Here is a 16,721-nt window from a genome sequence, read left to right as displayed (position 1 = left end):
TCATTACTAACCAAGCACCTAATAAATCAGGAAATATCAAGTAGCTGTCCAAATTTTGGTTTGCGATAGTAAATGATAATGATTATCATATCTATCACTTTTTACGATCTCATTATTATTTATTTAAAAAGTTGTTAAAAACGACTGTCATGGTGCTTGCCATTGCTGTCGTTTTTACATTTTTGTTAATGCTCAAGAAAAATTTTGTTAAAGAGAGAGAAATGTCGACGAATAGTTTTAAGGTTTGGAAGTTAATGATTGCTGGCAGTATAACTAGCTCACTAGTTATCGGATGCGGTTCAGATAGCAACGATGCAGAAATTGCAGAGTTAAAGCAACCGCAATACTCATTAGCTCAGCCAAAGTGTTTAGATAGCAACCTAAATGGCCATTGTGATATAGGTGAACAAGAGGTTACGAACGATAATATTGCCAGTATTCAGTCCGCCAGTCCTTTAGTGGCTAATTACCCTGAATTTACCTTAACCGCCCCTACTGGCAGTTCGCTAGTGACCCCATTTACCACACTGATCAACAATGAAGTGATGTTTAACCCAGAAGTGAATGGCAGCATAGACCGAGCAAAGCAATACTTGACGCGGAAACTCGGCATTGACTTTAGCCAGCTTGATACCCTCGACGGGCCGCAAGAGGCAGCAGATGAGATTATTAACTCATTAAAAAGTGCTGAGCGCCAAAGAGCGAAACAACACAATGCTTACGTAGCCATTGCTGGCGCGACCGAGCAAATGGTGTTTGCCAACAGCTTCGCGGTTGAGACAAGCTCAGAGCAGCTGCACAAGTTATATCACTCAGTCTCCATTAAAGATGTATTTGTACTGGCGACAAATCAACAAAATCAGCAAAACAGTATCGCGCAATTTGATTTACACCCAATCACTGGCCGCATTATTCTGGCCACTGCGGACAATAACTTAATCAGTTTAAACGCTAATAATGGCGAATACGCGGCAATTACGCAAAATCAGCAAACAACTCAACCACTGAGTAACTTGGTCGCAAGTCGCGCTAATATCACTAATGGTTTTAATGCTTTTGATGGCGGTGATGACGATGACGACGATTATTGTGATTATCGCTATCAAAGCAGCGCGCGCGCCAACACATCTGGCTTTAACGCTTATGATGGTGGTGATGATGACGATGATGATTGTGATCACATCAATGGCGGCAATAGCGCGCCGAATATCATTAACATCAGACAAATAAAGCAGCACAGAAATGATAATAATTTCTACTTGTTGACGTCACAAGAATTAGCCAGCGCCACAGAGCTTTGTCAAGCGCAAGGGGAATATGGTGCATTTTTATCATCGGTTAATTCAGGCGTTAACTCTGGCGCCAGTAGCGCGACAGCTGCGCCACAAGCAAAGAAACGACCAGCCATTGATGCCTATTCTGGCGCGACTGGTGGCCCGATTGAACCGCAACTTCCGGTGCCGCCAATCGATCAAAGTGATGCTGCCTGCTACAACAATGGTTTAATTGCGATGGCCGTGACACCTGATTCATCAACTTTGGTATTAGCCAATCGTGAACAGACTGGACAAACCCTTTATCGTGTTAATGGTGATACCCTACAACCAACCCAAGACTTTGCCTATGCACTGGAAAACTTTGCGCGAGTTAACCAGTTAACCATCAGCAATGATGGTAAATTAGCAGGCTTTACGGATGTAGCGACTGGCATGTTAACCCTAGTGGATTTAGATAGCATGACCACTAAAGCCACAGCTAAACAAGCAGATGTACAATTGCAGGCTGTTGAATTTATAGGTAATGATAGACTAGCATCTGCCCAATTAGGAACGGAAAAACTCTTTATTTATCAAGTAAATAATGATGAACTAACACTAACGGATACCGTTTCCATTGGCCACAATATTGACAGCTTATCTGTTAACGATAACCAATTTATTGCCGTGGCAGATCAACAGCAGATCTCTGTTGTTAACTTTGAAAACAATGAGTTCACCATTAGCCAGCAATTAACTGGCTTAGGCCCACAAATTCAAAAAGTCGCGGTACTTGACAATAAAGTGGTGTATACCAATGGTCAAAATACATCGAGCTTACAGCCTAGTGCGAATCAGCTTAATTATGTCACCTTTGGTGGTGAAATGGGCTCTCCACTACGTGTCGCGCAAAAGCTACTGACGACAGGGTTAGTCATGGCTGAGCGCATTGGCGCTGATTACTGGCGAACAGGAAATTTAACACTGCCTAAGGATTTGACCAGCTACGGCATTGAGGGGATTAACATTACTTGGTCAACCAACCAACCTACTCATATCAACCTTGATACTGGCCAAGTTAGCGCTAGTTTACCAGCCAATAGTGTTGTTAGCGCAGAGATCACAGGAACGTTCCGTTATGAACCAGTAACCATTGTTAAAGAATTTAATGTGTTTTAATTAAAAAACTCTATCTGAGCTAACGAGCATCAAATTAACACGTTAGCCTAACCCCCTCTCCCTCTAGAGAGAAATAAAAAACAGGTCCGAATAATGGACCTGTTTTTTATTGTATTTACGTTAAAATAACTTGTGATGCGCAAAAAGCTGTGTCTGCTATTTAATCTCGTTTGCCTTAACCAACATGCCTTTACTTTCCGCTAAGAAGATGTCGGCATAATCACCAAACCAGTCGGCAACCTGAGCAAACATAGTAACAAACGCTTCTTTGTCCCCCATTTCAACATCTTCCAATAGCTCGAGAAAGCGATACGCAAAACGTTTCATCATGGCGATATTGTCGCTATTTGAGAAAATAATATCGGAATACAGTTCAGGGTTTTGCGCAAACAAGCGGCCCACCATGATCAGCTCTAATCGATAGATCGGCGAACTCATATCCACTAGCTGCTGCAGGTCGACTCCTTCTGTCATCAAATGATAGCCGTAAGCGATCGTTGAGAAATGGCGCATAACCTGTACCATTGCCATTGCACGGTCGTGTTCATTTGCTGAGACGGGGTAAATGTTAGCGCCCCAAACAGTGAATTGATCCAATAACCACTGATATTGCGCTGCGCTGCGGCCTTCACAAGAAATTATTGTCTGCTTGATCAAGCTACCAACATCAGGGCCAAACATCGGATGCAAACCAACTACTGGCCCGTTGTGCACTTTAAGCATTTCGTAAAGCGGAGACTCTTTGACACTGGTCACATCCGCTAAAACACAGGATGCTGGCAAGTTTTTAAGCTGTTGAATAATCATGGCAGTAAAGCGGATCGGCACAGCAACAATCACTAAACTGGCATTGGCTAAGACCTTTTCGCTAAGCTCCCAGTCATCTTTTTCGATCACTCTTACTGCGTATCCAGAGCGGTTAAACAAATCAACAAAAATACTGCCCAGTTGGCCGCGACCACCGATAACAACTACGTCACCACAATCAGGATTAACACAGCGATAGCCGCTTTCATCTTGGCTTGAATATGAATCTTGCATGATACGGCGCAAGATATCTTGCACAAGATCAGGGTTAACACCTTGCTCAGCTGCTTGCAAGCGACGTTGCTCAATTAAGCTGGCTTCGCGATCTGGGGCATAAATTGGCATCCCCACTTCACTTTTTAACGCCCCTACACGGCTGGTGACTTGTCGGCGCTTAGCCAATAATTGCACTAGCTCACTGTCTAACTGATCAATTTCGGCGCGACATTGGGCAAGCGCTTCGGTGATATCTTTCATAGGCTTATCAGTGTTAACTCGTCTGAGTTTTTAGTTTTAGACTTTAGTTTTTCGCTGCTGCGCTTAGTTGTGCATCAGCCTTGTAAATGTACGGCGAAGTCATATTAGCTTAACGTTAATTAAACCCTTAGTAGCACTTCGCCTAATGCAGCGATTTACTGCGAATATTGGCTAACGCTTTACGCAATGCGCGCCTTTAGCACTGAAGCGAGTTTAGCGTCAGCTTGTTCAAACAGCGCTGCAGTGGTTGCAAAATCAATACATGCATCAGTGACCGATACACCGTACTTCAATTCATCTTTCGGTAAGTTGGCGCTTTGGTTACCAGCGTTAATATGGCTCTCCAACATAATACCAATAATTGACTTATTACCTTCGCAAATTTGGTTTACCACGTTGTCAGCAACCAGCGGCTGGCGGCTGTAATCTTTATTTGAATTACCATGGCTGCAGTCAATAACGATTGCAGGTTCCAATTTTTGGCTCACTAGGTCTTGCTCACACAAAGCAACGTTTACTGAGTCGTAGTTTGGCTGCTTACCACCGCGCAAAATGACATGACCGTCAGGGTTACCCGATGTTTTAATCAGCGCCACTTGACCTTGCTTGTTAATGCCCATAAAGCGATGTGAAGAAGCGGCTGAATGCATCGCATTAATTGCCACATCTAAGCTACCATTTGTACCGTTTTTAAAACCGATAGGCATAGATAAGCCACTCGCCATTTCACGGTGTGTTTGTGATTCTGTGGTCCGAGCGCCAATCGCTGACCAGCTAAATAGCTCTGCTAGGTACTGAGGGCTGATTGGGTCTAACGCTTCAGTTGCCAGTGGCAAACCAAGTTCAGTTAAGAACAACAGTAATTCACGTGCTTTGCGCAAACCCGTTTCAACGTCAAATGAACCGTCCATATGAGGGTCGTTGATCAAACCTTTCCAACCAACGGTTGTTCTTGGCTTTTCAAAGTAAACACGCATCACAACAAACAAGCTGTCTTGGTATTTGTCGTGCATCGCTTTTAAATGGCGCGCGTATTCCTTTGCGGCTTCAATATCGTGAATTGAACAAGGCCCGCTGATCACTAATAGACGGTGATCTTTCTTGTGAATAATATTTGAAATGGTGCGGCGTGACGCCTTAACAAATTCGCGACCTTCTTCACTTAAAGGCAAGGCTTCGCGAAGTTGCTCTGGTGTGATCAATACCTCTTCGGCATTAACGTGAATGTCGTTCAAGGTTTTTACATGTGGTTGTGTGCCCATAATCGTGTCCGGTGAAATCGTTATTTTAAATAAATATAGAGTAAAGGGGTCAGTAAGCAACGCGTTAAGCGCCTAAATTAAAGGCTTTGCGTAAGTTGTGCTTACCTGATGAATGAGGTAAAGCAGTAATATCGATAACTGGTAAGCATCTTGTTAATACTCATCTTTTTGCCATAAAAGTAATTGATTCAGGCAGTGTGCTATCAGTGTTAGCGTTGCCAACTTAAAGCGCTCTCGTGCTAATTGAACGGGGGATTTATTGCCTTATTTCAATTAACCTTGCATTTACAGGCTTTTGAGTGATTTTCTACTCTTTATTGCCGCTTTTTGCTTAGTTTGTATTTGGCGATAAAGCTGCCCTAAGCTAAGTTGACGTCATCATAGCCACCACAATTTCAATTGTAAAGTTTTATTTTCACCTAATGTAAACTTATTCTTACACCATAAATCAAGGTCGTAAAATCCACGCATAAAAAAGGTCACCTAAGTGACCTTTTCTAGTTGAAATGTTAGCTAGATGATTATGCGTATACCGGGAAACGAGCACAAATTTCCTGTACTTGCTCACGTACTTTAGCATTGACTTCGTCGTTGTCGATATCGTCAAGAATATCGCAAATCCAACCAGTTAACTGCTTAGTTTCTTCCACGCCAAAACCACGGCGAGTAATTGCTGGTGTACCCAAGCGCAGACCAGATGTCACAAACGGTGAACGAGGATCATTCGGTACAGAGTTTTTATTAACCGTAATGTGTGCACGGCCAAGTGCGGCATCGGCATCTTTACCTGTGATGTCTTTATCGATTAGATCTAACAGTAATAAGTGGTTTTCCGTACCATTAGAGACCACTTTGTAACCGCGCTCTTGTAGCACTGATACCATTGCTTTTGCGTTGTCTAAAACACCTTGTTGGTACGCTTTAAACTCTGGTTGTAATGCTTCTTTAAATGCCACCGCTTTAGCAGCGATTACGTGCATTAATGGGCCACCTTGACCACCAGGGAATACGGCTGAGTTAAGCTTTTTATAAACATCTTCATCACCACAACCAGAGACGATTAAACCGCCGCGTGGGCCAGCTAATGTTTTGTGAGTAGTGGTCGTTACCACATGTGCATGTGGGACAGGGTTTGGATATAAACCTGCGGCAACAAGACCCGCAACGTGTGCCATATCCACCATAAAGTAAGCGCCGACTTTGTCTGCAATTTCACGCATACGCGCCCAATCAACAACACCAGAGAACGCCGAGAAACCGCCGATAATCATTTCCGGCTTGTGCTCTAACGCCAAACGCTCCACTTCTTCGTAATCAATATCGCCGGTTTCAGGATGTAAACCGTATTGGATAGCTTCGTATAACTTACCAGAGAAGTTAACGTGTGAACCGTGCGTTAAGTGACCACCGTGTGCCAAGCTCATACCTAACACTTTTGCACCCGGTGTAACAAGGGCTTGGAATACCGCTGCGTTGGCTTGCGAGCCCGCGTGTGGTTGCACATTGGCGTAGTCTGCACCAAACAATTGCTTGGCACGCTCAATGGCTAATTCTTCTGCTTTGTCGACATACTCACAACCGCCGTAGTAACGCTTACCCGGGTAACCTTCGGCGTATTTGTTGGTTAATTGCGAACCTTGAGCTTCTAGTACGCGTGGGCTGGTGTAGTTCTCTGATGCAATAAGTTCGATGTGTGCTTCTTGGCGCGCCACTTCGTCTTGCATTGACTGCCATAATTCCGCATCGAAATCAGCAATATTCATATCCCGAGTCAGCATGTTTTATCCTCTACAGTGATAACTTTGATAATGATTTTGAGGCAGATTATTCTGCCCGAACTAGGACAATTTGTACACGATAAAGCAGCGAAATTTAACCGCTTATTTATTCCAATATATACGATAACAACAACTTGGTTATATACGATATATGGAGGTAGTTGCGCACTAATGTCCTAAGCTGCATAACTCAGTTAACTATAGTGAATTAATAAACAATAAAAAAGAATTAAATTCAGCCTAAGCAAGAAAAAACAAAATTAAAAACAAACAACAATTATTCATTTAATATTTTATTTATATTCTCAAGTTCTTTGACTCTTTTGCGTTTATAAAGGTAGGCGCCAACAACCATCACCGTAAGCAAGCCGTTAGCAAACAAAAACATTGGTAGCATGTTGTCATCTTGGGTTTTTGATACTTCCCAAAGGTACCAATTCATGACGGGGGCAAGCAGATAACAACTCACAATCCATAGCTTCGCGTATTGTATTGCTCCTTTGACACCACTGATATTTTTCTCAAAAACCTGTTCAGGATCACTGGCGTCCATACGCCAAGTTTTAATGCGAATTTTAAACTCTATAATCGTATAGATAAGCGAGCCAAACGCAGCAAATGCAATGTAAATAATGCTAGGCCAATCGCTTTCTTGCTCGGTAAATAAATGGGCGAGAATGGAAAACAGGCTAACAGTGGCAAGCACATCAAACCCCAAGATAGCTTTAGCCGCTAGCGTCCGCTTTTTGAGCTGTTTAACCAGCTTCGTCATATCAACCTTTTCGTATGGTTGAGACTGCCAGTCTTCAACTAACGTTGACCATTGCTGATCAAGTAGGTCGTTCTCAGCAACTTGCTCACTGCTCATTTGGGCTTGTTCTAGTTGTTCGTCGCTCATTAGCCCTCCAATAATTTCATTAGGGCTGACTTAGCGCGCTGCAGGCGCACACCAACGAGGTTGACACTTATCGATAATATTTCCGCCATTTCTTGATAGCTCATACCTTCTAGCGCCAGAGTCACTATCTGTTGCTGTTCAAAGTTCAATTGTCGAATGGCTTGTCTCAGGCGCTGCTGGCGTTGTGCTTTATCGAGCGATTGATAAGGTGTAGAGCCGTTATCGGCAAGTGGCTGATCATCGAGTTCGCTATCGGCTTTGACCGTGCGAACTGCTTTGGCAACATGGGTGGCAAGAATATTGTGGGCGATTTTGGCGACGAAGGTCTTTACTGCCGCCTGCCCTTTAAATTTCGGTAATGCTTGCCAAATATTTAAGGCGATTTCTTGAAACAACTCTTCTTGAATCGCGGGTTTAGCCTCAAAGCCGATAATCATGTGTTTTAGCATTTTTTCATGCGCATTCATCCATTGCATGAAGGTGTGCTGATGGCTCAAAAGACTTTCCTTATGATGACTATTCGTTTGCTGGCGAGCGCCGTCACTGCCGCTCGACGTCCCCTCAGCCGAAGCTCGGGGCTCATCAAACATAGTGTTAGCAACTAACGGTATCATAAGAAAAATCTCTGAGCTATGCGAAACAAACTAAGCGAAACAAACTAAGCGAAACAAGTTAAGTTAATCCCTAAGGACTAACTTAACGCCATAACCACTTTTTCTGACTTGAGCTTTTGTGCAAGCGTCATCACCAATACTGCAGCGAGTGCAATTGTTGTTACGCTAGTGAAGGCAAATGCCGTCCAGTTAATTGCCAGCCCTTTAAACATGTCTTCAATAATGATGGATTGACCAGCAACTGGCAGCCAATCTAGCCATAAAGGTCGGTCGTCAATAAACATCAAGATAAAAGGAATAAAGGCAGGTAGCATAATCAGCATAGTAACGGTTGATTGTGCCTCTTTAAAACTTTTTGCTTGGAACGAAAAGAATAGCTGTAGCGCCGCCGCCAAAATACAAACAGGAATAAGCAAGGCCAGCAAGGCGATAAACATACCAGCGTCAATGCTAAAGGTTGCGCCTATTTTTGAGAGATCGACAAAGCCAACAGTTATCGAGGTAACTACTAACATCAGGACAATCGATAAAATTGAAATAGACGCAGCGCAAGACAGCTTAGCGAGCACGATTTTGGTGGTACTCACTGGCTGGCAAAGCAACATTTCTAATACGTTACGCTCACGCTCGCCGGCACTAGAGTCGATTGCAATTGATAGGCCCGACATAAAGGCCCCCATCAAGAGGTACAAGCCTAGCATAGTGCTGATCATCATGGCGTTACTACTTGGCTGAGCGCGATCTTGCTCAACCAAATTCAGCGGCTGCAATATACGCACATCAACACCACGCATCACTAAACGCTTGTAACCAATGGTCCTAGCGTGATCTGTGATGACATCTTTAATCCGGCGAATTGGCGCTAAACTCGGTTTATCACTGTAATCAGCGTTGAGTACCACATCAATAATGTTACCTTCAACCATGTCTTGGCCGTAGGTTTCAGGAATGGTGATTTTAATACCGCGCTCTTGCCAGATGCGCAAGTCGTCCTCTTTGGACTCAGACAACGGCAAGATATTTTCATCAGTAAACTCTTTAACGAGTTTAGGGGCGTACTCCGCACCAACAATCTCGGCATAAACGGGTGGCGTTTCAACCAGCTCTTTGATCATAGTTTTCGACAACACCATAATCATCACTGGTGCCAGTAGCGACATACTAAACGCGACCATCATGGCGCGCTTGTCGCGAAACGCTTCTTTAAACTCTTTTACTATCAGGGCCCTCAATTGGCCAAATGCTGCACTCATTAGGCTGCCACTCCTTCGTCTGAACCAATTAATTTAACAAACGCCTCTTCTAGCTGGCTTTCACCGGCTAACTGGCAAAGCTCTTCTGGTGTACCTTCGGCGGCCAGTCGGCCATTAGCCACAATCACCACGCGATCACACAAGGCTGCCACTTCTTGCATCACATGCGATGAAAACAAAATGCAATGTCCTTGCTCTTTAAAACGACGTAAATAATCCCGTAAAATTCGCGTACTCATCACGTCTAAACCACGTGTTGGTTCGTCTAGCACAAAGTTTTTAGGCTGATGTACTAGCGCTTGCGCCAAGGTCACTTTCATGCGTTGACCTTGTGAGAAGCCCTGTGTTTTTCGATGCGCCAACTCTTCCATTTCAAGATCTTTAAGAATTTGCTCAATTGCCATTTTCTTTTTTGCGCCCGATAAACCGTGAATACTGGCAAAATAATCAATTTGCTCATATGCCGTTAAGCGTTCGTATAAACCAAACTTATCAGGGAAAATACCCAGTTGTGCACGCGCTAAAATAGGTTTTTGCAGCGCACTAATACCATCAATGGTGGCAACACCATCATCGGCTTTTAGCAGACCATAAAGGGTGCGTAAACAAGTGGTTTTACCGGCGCCGTTTGGCCCCAGAATACCGGTAATTTCGCCGTCATTGGCGGTAAAAGACAAACCATCTAATGCCTTAACGGTTTTACCAAAGGTTTTGTGTAAATTTTCAACTTTGATCATGCTCGTTCCTTACATATTGCCGTTAAGACTGGTCATAAATGTTTCTGCTGGTAACTCAGCTAAACAGCTTGCGTCCAGGCCTTCTAAATCAAGTTCGTCAATAAACTTGGCGACTAAACCAACCCCACAGTCGTTAACTGCCACAATGTGTGAAAGGTGCTCGGCGACAATATGGCGGCTGTTTGCCAGCATTTGGTCGGCACGTTCACCATTTTCTGGCGGCGTGACCGGATCTAACTTGCCAGAGAGGATCAACGTAGGGATATCGCTGCGAATTGGCTCGTAGAAGCTAGCATCAGGGCGATATTTTGGCCATAACGGACAAACTAAACGTACGCCGCGATGGCTAATATTGCGGGCAAAGCCATTGTTGGCGTCTGCTTGCCAGTCTTGTTCCGCAATTAAGGGGAAGTCTTCATTACAGGCAATATTCATTAGCAAATTAGAATAAACCGAGCCTCGCGGCTGCTTTTCGTCACCTGCTGCCAGCACACCAACAAACGGCATAAAATTTCCTTGTGCCGCTTGGTTAATGACTAAAGGCATAATACTGCGCCCTTCTAAGCTATACAGTTGCAGTTGAATCGTGGTCACAAATTTTTCAACATCAATGACTAATTTGGTTGGTGTACCTAAACGCGGATGTGCAATTGTAAGCTCAACAGGTTTTACTACTAATTGGTTAAAGACTTTTTGATAGTCTTCATCAAGGTTGGGGAACGCTTGCTGACAGCTTTCTTCCGCTTGGCAATTGCTCAATAATAATTCGTAAGAACGGGCACCACTTTGTCCAAACAAACCGATGCGCATGTCAAGCGGTGCAACACTGTCAAGCACGACACTGTTCAGGCTTTGCGGGAACATACGCATATAAATTAATGCCGCACGAGTGCCGTAAGAGCCGCCATAAATATTGATTTTATCGTGACCTAACGCCGCTCGAACGGCATCAAAATCTCGAATCGCATTTTCGGAATTATACTGGCTAAGGTCTTGATTAAATTCAGCAATGCAATCTTGCACTTCACTTACTTCAAAATCAAAAGTCAGTGACTCGTAAACACTTTTTGCGGTGAATGCTTCATCGTGACATTTGAGCTGTGACGATTGGCCAGTACCTCGTTGATCCACCAAAATAATGTCGTGGGTTTTACGCACTTCATAAAAGCGATTACGCAACATTGCAGAAAGCTCCGTCGCCGCTTGTCCCGGTCCACCCGCTAAAAACATCAAAGGAATTTTGTTGTTAGAATTATCGATTGCTGACAGCACGGTAAAGTGCAGATCTATTTGCTGGCCAGACGGTGCTTGATAGTTCTCTGGTACGGTTAGCGTGCCGCATTGAATTTGTTCTTTGATACCATCTATATGGCAGTTTTCCAGCGATAATTTGCTCGACTGGGTGGTAAGTTGCTCGCTATCTGCGGCTAAAGACAACATCGAGCTGGTCAACAGACCAGATGCCAATAAGGCTGAGCACACGGCTTTTCGTTTTGCTTTCCACATTATTGTTATCAATCCCTTTATTAAATTAATTTCGGGTTAGCCTTGCTAGCCCGGCTTAGTAAAAATCGCCTAACTCATTAGAATAATTAAGTGACTGTGCAACTCAGTCTCACTATTTTGAAATTTATTACAAACTTTTTTTATTTTGTATTTTTACCTCAAAAAAACAGTCAACTAATCTTAATGTCATAAGCGTTTAATCGTTGCGATAGCACAGAGCCTGAAATGAAAGTGATTGAAAAAAAAGATTTGCTGATTGTCTCTAGCTACCCCTACAAGGTAGCCGTTACTTGTTTGCTATTTATTTTCGGTACGCTCTATATCAGCCAGTTCCAGCCACTATCTTTTAATGCGTTATCAATTGGCTTCGTTGTTCCCAGTTTGTTGTTATTGGTTTTAGACTTTAAGTTGTCGATTTTTGACCTGACTAACCAACAATTGTTGATTAGCCAATTCTCAATTAAAGGCAAGCGCCGAACATTGCTCGCATTTGACGATATTGTGCAAATTAGGGCGAATAGCGGCAATGGCTATGCAAACCACAACGGCGTGGTCGGTGTGATAGCCCACAACCAATTTTATGCGCTGACAGCGTTAACCGATAGCAACCGTAAACAACAACGAGTATTAGCGAATAAGCTGCAGACTTTAATTGCTAATGGGTAGCTTTTTTAGATTTTTGGCACTTAACTAACTGCTACGACCATTGAGAAAAATTAAAATAATTCATTCCATTATGGATGAAGACACGATAAAGTCTTAACTCTGTTTTTGACTGGCGTTAAGGGAGTGTTATGGAACTTAACCAGTGGGTAGACGAATTATTTGAAGTGTTTGATGAAGACCGCGATGGCGTGATTAATCGCACCGAATTCGTTGAATTAATTGACTGTTTATTACAAGACAAAGGCATTCGCATGTGCGAAAGCATCTTCAAACGATTTGATAAAAATCATGACAACGCGATTTCCAAAGAAGAGTTGCGTGAAATGGTCATTGAACTAGCGTTATAACCCTTTTCCCATATCGCTAATAATGCCCTATTTGTTTTGCTTCGCTAGCGTATCTATCGAAGCAAAATTTACTGAGCATTGCTAAAAAAGCTAGGCGTTACAGCTTTATCCCCCTGCCATATTGTCAATACTCAAGCTTAACGCTCCGAGCTAGACCAACCGCTCATTTGAACAAGTTGGCCAATTCGCAACAACTGCTAGTAAACAAGCACAGACTGTTAAATATTCCCTAAACACATGTACTTGATTGACAGATAATCATCTAGCCCGTATTTAGATCCTTCTCGACCAAAGCCCGATTGCTTAATGCCACCAAATGGCGCAACGGCATTAGAAATAGCGGTTTCATTAATGCCAACCATACCAAACGCTAATTGCTCGGCGACACGCCATACACGGCTAATACTCTCGGTGTAAAAATAAGCGGCAAGTCCAACCTCAACACTGTTCGCACTTGCAATAACCTCGTCTTCGTCATCAAATCCAATAATTGGTGAAATCGGACCAAAGATTTCCTCACTAGCAACCGGCATCTCAGTGGTAACATCAGTTAATACCGTAGGTTCGAAGTAACACTCACCCAATGCAGATACTTTACCACCCGCGGCAACCTTTGCGCCCAAGCCCACACTGGTATCAACTATGTCTTGCATGCGGTTAGCGGCTTGTGGCGAAATCACAGGGCCGATGTTTGTATTTTCTCGCAAGCCATCACCTAGTTTTAGATTGTTCACGGCGTTAACATAAAGCTCAGTAAACTTAGCCATGACACTGTTGTGCACATAAATACGGTTAGTACAAACACACGTCTGACCGGCATTGCGATATTTTGACTGAATGGCGCCTTTTACCGCTAATTCAATATCCGCATCTTCAAAAACAATAAATGGCGCATTGCCACCAAGCTCCATCGACACCTTTTTCACACTTTGGCTACACTGGCTCATTAAAATTTTGCCAACGCGAGTGGAGCCGGTGAAGGTAAACTTGGCAATTTTAGGGTGCGTGGTTAACACCTCACCCACCGCTTGTGCTTGCTCAGAAACAACTACATTAAATATGCCTTCGGGTATGCCCGCTTGTTCAGCTAAAGCAGCTAGCGCCAGCGCAGATAATGGGGTTTGCGGATCGGGTCTAACAACAAATGAACAACCCGCAGCAAGTGCCGCAGCGGCTTTGCGCATGATCATAGCGCTTGGAAAATTCCAAGGGGTGATAGCACTGACCACGCCAACGGGCTGTTTAATCACCATAAGCCTTTGATTGTCGATCGTTTGAGGGATAACGTCACCGTAGACTCGCTTGCCTTCTTCGGCAAACCATTCTAAAAACGAAGCGGCGTATTGAATTTCCCCCTCCGCTTCCGACAATGGCTTGCCCTGTTCGAGCGTTAATAATCTCGCCAAGTCTTTTTGATGGGTGAGAATAAGTTCAAGCCAGGCTTTTAACAGCGTTGCGCGTTGCTGAGCTGTTTTCTTTGACCACGATGAAAGTGCAGCGTGTGCGGCTTCAACAGCATCAATAGCCCCTTGAACACCAGCATCATATACTTGGATAATTTGTTGATTGTTGGCCGGGGTATTGACAGAAAATAACTGCTCACCAGACATCCATTGACCAGCGATGTATGAACATTGACGAATAAGATTATCCATAGAAAGGCTCTTAGTTGAAAAACACGTAAAGAGAAATAATATTGATATTTTATCGTTAGATGGCAAGGGATAACAGCTAGGCACTAATCTAAGTTATAACACGAGCGATATTGATACATTAAACAAGCTGCATAAATATAGCGCCATGGCTAACTTACCGTTCGCAAGTAACACTTTACAATTAATTTACACTTGAGTTCGTGAAACCTATGAAAAAAATCAGATAAGATAATATTGTTTTAATGTAGGACGAGAACCGTCGACTCATTTGAACGAGCCTAGTTGCTCAGCTAAATTACCGTAAATGGTTTTCACCAGCAAGGTGTAGCCATAAGCCCAATAATAATGAGAGTTAGATGCCACAATTAAAAAACAGTAAAGCGCAGTACGGTATTATTGCTAAAGCCTTTCATTGGCTGAGCGCCATTGTCGTTATTGGCTTATTTGGCGTAGGTTGGTGGATGGTCGATTTGAATTACTACAGCCAGTGGTATCAAACTGCCCCGCATTGGCACAAAAGTATCGGTATTTTGTTACTTATTGCCACGCTAACTCGTTTGGTGTGGAAAGCGCTAACACCTTCACCATCGCCATTAGCGACACAGTCCCCTGTCGAACAAAAAGCCGCCAAATTCGCTCACTACTTACTATATGCGCTAATGTTAGTGATTATGCTAAGTGGTTACCTGATCTCAACCGCCGATGGCCGGGCTATTGCAGTGTTTAATTGGTTTGAGGTTGCAGCACTTGGCGAACTGTTTTCAAACCAGGCAGACATCGCTGGCGTAGTACATGAGTATTTGGCTTATACCCTTATTTTACTTGCGCTACTACATGCGCTAGCGGCGTTAAAACATCACTTTGTTGACAAAGATGATACGCTGCGTCGTATGCTCTAGCTGTGCTCGAGATTGCAAGGGCAGTAGTAGAAACATTGCTTGGAATAAATCGCACTTATAATGTGCTAATAAAACACAATTAATAACAGGAAACCCCCATGAAAAAACTCGCTCTAGCGGCACTATTAAGTGCTGCAACGACTCTACCAGCAATGGCTGCTGACTACATTGTTGATACCCAAGGCGCACATGCGTCTATTAACTTTAAGGTAAGCCACTTGGGTTACAGTTATGTCATAGGTCGCTTCAACAAGTTCTCTGGCAATTTTAGCTACGACGCAAATAAAGTGGCTGACAGCAAAATTATGATCAACATCGACACAACTAGCGTTGACTCTAACCATGCTGAGCGCGACAAGCATATCCGTAACGATGACTTTCTTGATGTTAACAAATTTGGCAGCGCTAAATTTGTCAGCAGTAAAGTTGAAGATCTGGGCAATGACAAACTCAAAGTTACTGGCACATTAACCTTGCAAGGTATGGACAAAGAAATTGTTATCGACGCAGTAAAAATTGGTGAAGGTAAAGATCCTTGGGGTGGCTATCGCGTTGGCTTTGAAGGCTCGACCAAAATCGCAATGAAAGACTTTGGCTACAAAATGGATTTTGGTGATATCACGTTTGACTTACATATTGAAGGTAAACGCCAATAGCCTAAGCTAGCGGCCAAATCCCTATTAAGCCTTATCAAATCGATAAGGCTTTTTATTGCTGAACTATTTGCTGAGCTATGAATATTAATTTTCAAGTAATAGTCACTGCGCTAGTTGCTCAAGCGCCTATTCAGCCAATGCGATGAGTAGAGTATATGAAGAAATTAGTATTCGTTGTCACAGACAATGATAAATATCCAATTGGAGCGTAATAAAACACAGGCATCAAATACTTAGCTGTACATTTAACGTTAACCTTAACCTTAACCTTAAATGATAAGGCTATAACTCAAAGTCGCCAAAATCCATATCTTCATTACTTGATAAGGCTTGGCTTGATGTGGATTGCTTAGGTGCAGCATGTTTTGGTTGAGGATCTAACAAGGAAGGTTGAACAATGGTCTCAGTTTGCTCTGTTGATATGGTGTCAGGTGAAGGCTGGATGGGTTGTTTAGCTTTGTCTTTGCGTTTTTTACGCTGAACACAGCGTTTGATGACTTTTTGCTTATCATCAGAGGATAAGCTGATCCACTGCTGGCGCTCTTCACGAGTGCGAAAACAACCTTTGCAGTGCCCTTTATCGTCTGACTGGCATACGCCAACACAAGGGCTTGGGACGTCAAAAAACTCTAATTGCATACGGTATCATTACTTTGCTTTGAGCAGTGGCCTGAGCATTGGTTTGCTATTGGTTTGAGCATTGGTTTGAGCATAGTTTTGAGTATTACCTT

General features: G+C 43.3%; 15 protein-coding genes. 5 read left to right on the top strand and 10 right to left on the bottom strand.

Going from position 1 to position 16,721, the window contains the following annotated elements; genetic code table 11:
• The first annotated feature begins 221 nt into the window (after positions 1 to 221).
• The gene (locus tag DXX93_RS04790; protein ID WP_147302639.1) at positions 222 to 2,435 is read left to right on the top strand and encodes an esterase-like activity of phytase family protein; all 2,214 of its coding nucleotides are present in this window, start codon (positions 222 to 224) and stop codon (positions 2,433 to 2,435) included.
• Positions 2,436 to 2,591: 156 nt separating this feature from the next.
• Here DXX93_RS04790 and tyrA read toward each other — a convergent pair whose 3' ends face one another.
• From tyrA to DXX93_RS04750, 8 genes are all read right to left on the bottom strand, one after another.
• On the bottom strand, positions 2,592 to 3,719 hold the full coding sequence (tyrA, locus tag DXX93_RS04785; protein WP_116007065.1) for a bifunctional chorismate mutase/prephenate dehydrogenase: 1,128 nt from the start codon (positions 3,717 to 3,719) through the stop codon (positions 2,592 to 2,594).
• Between the two features lie 179 nt (positions 3,720 to 3,898).
• Entirely contained in the window at positions 3,899 to 4,981 is a 1,083-nt protein-coding gene (locus DXX93_RS04780; protein ID WP_116007064.1) for a 3-deoxy-7-phosphoheptulonate synthase, read from the bottom strand.
• 521 nt (positions 4,982 to 5,502) lie between these two features.
• Entirely contained in the window at positions 5,503 to 6,759 is a 1,257-nt protein-coding gene (glyA, locus tag DXX93_RS04775) for a serine hydroxymethyltransferase (RefSeq protein WP_116007063.1), read from the bottom strand.
• 277 nt (positions 6,760 to 7,036) lie between these two features.
• On the bottom strand, positions 7,037 to 7,657 hold the full coding sequence (locus DXX93_RS04770; RefSeq protein WP_116007062.1) for a hypothetical protein: 621 nt from the start codon (positions 7,655 to 7,657) through the stop codon (positions 7,037 to 7,039).
• Positions 7,657 to 8,271 (bottom strand): RNA polymerase sigma factor, encoded by a 615-nt coding sequence (locus DXX93_RS04765; protein WP_258872589.1) that lies wholly within the window; start codon positions 8,269 to 8,271, stop codon positions 7,657 to 7,659. Before DXX93_RS04765 ends, DXX93_RS04770 begins: the two co-directional genes overlap by 1 nt.
• Before the next feature lie 77 nt (positions 8,272 to 8,348).
• Positions 8,349 to 9,524: an ABC transporter permease gene (locus tag DXX93_RS04760; protein WP_116007060.1), complete on the bottom strand. Its 1,176-nt coding sequence runs from the start codon at positions 9,522 to 9,524 to the stop codon at positions 8,349 to 8,351.
• On the bottom strand, positions 9,524 to 10,261 hold the full coding sequence (locus DXX93_RS04755) for an ABC transporter ATP-binding protein (protein ID WP_116007059.1): 738 nt from the start codon (positions 10,259 to 10,261) through the stop codon (positions 9,524 to 9,526). Before DXX93_RS04755 ends, DXX93_RS04760 begins: the two co-directional genes overlap by 1 nt.
• 9 nt (positions 10,262 to 10,270) lie before the next feature.
• Complete coding sequence (locus DXX93_RS04750) at positions 10,271 to 11,767, bottom strand: alpha/beta hydrolase (protein ID WP_116007058.1); 1,497 nt, start codon at positions 11,765 to 11,767, stop codon at positions 10,271 to 10,273.
• A gap of 225 nt (positions 11,768 to 11,992) precedes the next feature.
• Between DXX93_RS04750 and DXX93_RS04745 the strand changes: the two genes are divergently transcribed.
• Both DXX93_RS04745 and DXX93_RS04740 read left to right on the top strand, forming a co-directional pair.
• Positions 11,993 to 12,433 (top strand): hypothetical protein, encoded by a 441-nt coding sequence (locus DXX93_RS04745; protein WP_116007057.1) that lies wholly within the window; start codon positions 11,993 to 11,995, stop codon positions 12,431 to 12,433.
• A gap of 128 nt (positions 12,434 to 12,561) precedes the next feature.
• Positions 12,562 to 12,780: an EF-hand domain-containing protein gene (locus DXX93_RS04740; RefSeq protein ID WP_116007056.1), complete on the top strand. Its 219-nt coding sequence runs from the start codon at positions 12,562 to 12,564 to the stop codon at positions 12,778 to 12,780.
• Positions 12,781 to 12,998: 218 nt separating this feature from the next.
• Here the strand turns inward: DXX93_RS04740 and DXX93_RS04735 are convergent, their stop codons facing one another.
• Positions 12,999 to 14,435 (bottom strand): NAD-dependent succinate-semialdehyde dehydrogenase, encoded by a 1,437-nt coding sequence (locus tag DXX93_RS04735; protein ID WP_116007055.1) that lies wholly within the window; start codon positions 14,433 to 14,435, stop codon positions 12,999 to 13,001.
• 356 nt (positions 14,436 to 14,791) lie between these two features.
• On the opposite strand from DXX93_RS04735, the gene DXX93_RS04730 reads away from it, so the two are divergent.
• Positions 14,792 to 15,334 (top strand): cytochrome b, encoded by a 543-nt coding sequence (locus tag DXX93_RS04730; RefSeq protein WP_116007054.1) that lies wholly within the window; start codon positions 14,792 to 14,794, stop codon positions 15,332 to 15,334.
• A gap of 98 nt (positions 15,335 to 15,432) precedes the next feature.
• The gene (locus DXX93_RS04725) at positions 15,433 to 15,990 is read left to right on the top strand and encodes a YceI family protein (protein WP_116007053.1); all 558 of its coding nucleotides are present in this window, start codon (positions 15,433 to 15,435) and stop codon (positions 15,988 to 15,990) included.
• Between the two features lie 282 nt (positions 15,991 to 16,272).
• Here DXX93_RS04725 and DXX93_RS04720 read toward each other — a convergent pair whose 3' ends face one another.
• Positions 16,273 to 16,629: a DUF1289 domain-containing protein gene (locus tag DXX93_RS04720; RefSeq protein ID WP_116007052.1), complete on the bottom strand. Its 357-nt coding sequence runs from the start codon at positions 16,627 to 16,629 to the stop codon at positions 16,273 to 16,275.
• Between the last annotated feature and the right edge of the window lie 92 nt (positions 16,630 to 16,721).

It is taken from the genome of Thalassotalea euphylliae (assembly GCF_003390335.1).
Classification (GTDB): Bacteria; Pseudomonadota; Gammaproteobacteria; order Enterobacterales; family Alteromonadaceae; genus Thalassotalea_F; species Thalassotalea_F euphylliae_B.
Note: the sequence above shows the minus strand (reverse complement) of the source record. Positions and strands in the feature narration are given on the sequence as shown.